The following is a 3088-nucleotide window of genomic DNA, read 5'->3' as shown; positions in this document are numbered from 1 at the left end:
CAATACCGCCGTCACCCAGCTCGACCAGATGACCCAGCAGAACGCCGCGCTGGTCGAGCAGTCCGCCGCCGCTGCCGAATCGCTCCGGGAACAGGCTCAGCGCCTGAACCAGGTGGTCGGCACCTTCAGGCTTCAGTGAGCCCTCCATCCTTCCGATAAGAGCACTCATGAACCTCAACAATCTCAAGATCGGCCGGCGCCTGGCGCTCGGCTTCGGTGCGCTGCTGGCGCTCATGACGCTGCTGTTCGGCGTGTCGATGATGCAGCTGGTGGCCACGGCCAACCAGCTGACGAAGGCGACCGAATACGACCGCCGTGCCGGCGTCGTGCGCGAATGGCGCGGCCTGACCGAGCTCAACGTCACACGCGCCGTCGCGATCGCGAAGTCGTCGGGGCTGTCCCAGCTCGAGGAGTACTACGCGCCGCTGATGAAGGACACCTCGGCACGCATCTCCGAGTTGCAGAAGGACCTGGAGGCTTCCGTCATCTCCGAGAAGGGCAAGGCCCTGCTCGCCGACGTGGCCGAGAAGCGCAAGACCTATCTCGAGATCCGCAAGACGCTGATCGCGCACCTGAAGAACGGCGACCCGCTGGCAGCCGAAGCCATGCTCGACGCCAAGATGTTGCCGGCAGCCCAGGCCTACCTGGCGTCGCAGCATCAGATCCTCGAGTTCCAGAACGGGCTCGCGGCCGAGAACAACCAGGAAGTCGCCGAGGCGCTGGCGCAGGCCAAGCTGCTGCTCGGTGGCCTGCTCGCCGCCGGCCTGGCCATCGGCGTGCTGATGGCGTGGTCGATCGCCCGCTCCGTGACGTCTCCGGTTCGCGAGGCGGTGCAGGCCGCCGAGGTGATCGCCTCGGGTGATCTCACGCACCGCGTCGATTCGCAGCGCGGCGACGAGTTCGGCGACCTGCTGCGCACCATCGGCCGCATGCAGGAGTCGCTGCGCAACCTGGTCGGCCAGGTGCGCGCCAGCACCGACAGCATCGGCACGGCCAGCGTCGAAATCGCCACTGGCAACCAGGACCTGAGCTCGCGCACCGAGCAGACCGCGAGCAACCTGCAGCAGACTGCTTCGTCGATGGAGCAGCTCACCGGCACGGTCAAGCAGAGCGCCGACTCGGCCGCTCAGGCCAACCAGCTCGCGGCCTCCGCCGCCGAGGTGGCCCAGCGCGGTGGCTCGGTCGTCTCCCAGGTGGTCTCCACCATGGACGAGATCAACGCCAGCTCCAAGAAGATCTCCGACATCATCGGTGTCATCGACGGCATCGCCTTCCAGACCAACATCCTGGCCCTGAACGCCGCCGTCGAGGCCGCCCGCGCCGGCGAGCAGGGCCGCGGCTTCGCCGTCGTCGCCTCCGAAGTTCGCAGTCTCGCCCAGCGCTCGGCCGAAGCCGCCCGCGAGATCAAGGGCCTGATCGGCGCCTCCGTCGACAAGGTCGAGGCCGGCTCGCGCCTGGTCAGTGACGCCGGCTCGACGATGAACGAGATCGTCGCCTCCGTGCAGCGGGTCTCCGACATCATCGGCGAGATCACCGCCGCCGCTGCCGAGCAGAGCGACGGCATCGGCCAGGTCAATACCGCCGTCACCCAGCTCGACCAGATGACCCAGCAGAACGCCGCGCTGGTCGAGGAATCCGCCGCCGCTGCCGAGTCGCTCAAGGAGCAGGCGCAGCGCCTGGCCCAGGTGGTGGCCACCTTCCGCCTCGCCGAGGGCGCGGCCCCGAGCACGGCGCCGCTCGCGACGGCGCCCGTGCGCAAGGCGCCGGTGCCGCCCGCCCAGCCCAAGTCCGCGGCCGAACCCAAACCCGTGGCAGCGCCCAAGCCGTCGCCGGTGACGGCGCGCACCGAGCCCAAGCCGATGCCGCGCATCGAGCCCAAGCCGGCGTCCGCGCCCGCCCCGGCAGCGCAACGTGTTGTCTCCGCCCCCGCCGACGGCGAGTGGGAAACTTTCTGAAGCGCAGTACGAACCCAGGGCAGACGTCATGAACCCGCAGGCCGCACTCCGCCGTTTCACCATCCGCTTGCGCATGATCGGCGCGATCTGGATGGTGATCGCCCTGTTCCTCCTGGTCGGCGCCGCGGCGCTGGTCGGTGGCACGCACCTCAAGCACCTGAACCAGGACTTCATGGAGCACTCGGTGCACGAGATCACCGTCGTGGGCGAACTGCGTAACGGCCTCGGCGAGCTCCGTCACCACGAGAAGAACATGGTGATCGACTACGAGGACGGCGTGGCCGTGCTCAAGCACCGCGAGGCCTGGATGGCAACCGCCGACAAGCTGCGCAAGTCCTTCGACGCGATGCTCGAGGGCGAAGAAGACGAGGACAACAAGATCGCCCGCGAGGCGCTGAAGAGCCTCGACGCCTACGTGACGGAGTCCAAGCCGGTGCTCGATGCCGTGCAGAACGGCGCCTACGACACCGCCAAGGTGGCCGACCGTCGGCTCGACAAGGCCAAGGGCCACGTGCACGAACTCCACCAGCGCATCGACGCAATCGCCGCCATCGTCGCGAGCGAAGTGAAGGACCGCCAGGCCGAGTTCGCCGCGTCGATGCAGAACACGCTGTATGCCTTCGTGGCGCTGCTGGCGCTCTCGCTGGTGGTGGTGGTGCCGCTGACGCTGCTGAACTCCAGCTCGATCGTCCAGCCGGTGCGCCACGCGCAGCAGATCGCCCAGGCCATCGCCGAGGGTGATCTGACGCGGCGCATCACCATCGAAGGCCGCGACGAGGCCAGCGACCTGTTGCACGCGCTGTCCCGCATGCAGGACTTCCTGCGCAGCCTGGTCGGCCAGGTGCGGGCCAGCGGCGAGAACATCGGCAACGCCAGCGCCGAGATCGCCAGCGGCAACCAGGATCTCAGCGCGCGCACCGAGAACGCCGCCAGCAGCCTGCAGCAGACCGCCAGCTCGATGACGCAGCTCACCGGCACGGTCAAGCAGAGCGCCGACTCGGCGCGCCAGGCCAACCAGCTCGCGGCCTCCGCCGCCGAGGTGGCCCAGCGCGGTGGCAGCGTCGTCTCCCAGGTGGTCTCCACCATGGACGAGATCAACGCCAGCTCCAAGAAGATCTCCGACATCATCGGTG

The 3088-nt window shown here is 68.5% G+C and carries 2 protein-coding genes and 1 pseudogene; all 3 read left to right on the top strand.

Annotated features, from left to right (window positions below):
• A pseudogene (locus AB7U92_RS24690) lies at positions 1 to 139 on the top strand (methyl-accepting chemotaxis protein); the annotation flags it as partial.
• 28 nt (positions 140 to 167) lie between these two features.
• Positions 168 to 1955 carry a methyl-accepting chemotaxis protein gene (locus AB7U92_RS24685; protein WP_428583115.1) on the top strand — a complete coding sequence of 596 codons (1788 nt, stop codon included), beginning with the start codon at positions 168 to 170 and terminating at the stop codon, positions 1953 to 1955.
• A 28-nt stretch (positions 1956 to 1983) separates the two neighbouring features.
• Positions 1984 to 3088, top strand: a 1105-nt coding sequence (locus AB7U92_RS24680; protein ID WP_428583113.1) for a methyl-accepting chemotaxis protein, incomplete at its 3' end; no start/stop codon positions are given.

Origin of the sequence: Piscinibacter sp. (assembly GCF_050175855.1) — a bacterium.
GTDB lineage: Bacteria > Pseudomonadota > Gammaproteobacteria > Burkholderiales > Burkholderiaceae_C > Piscinibacter.
Note: the sequence above shows the minus strand (reverse complement) of the source record. Positions and strands in the feature narration are given on the sequence as shown.

Excerpts from the sequence above, each read along its gene's own strand:
- AB7U92_RS24685 (WP_428583115.1), top strand. The coding sequence starts at position 168 with ATGAACCTCAACAATCTCAAGATCGGCCGGCGCCTGGCGCTCGGCTTC.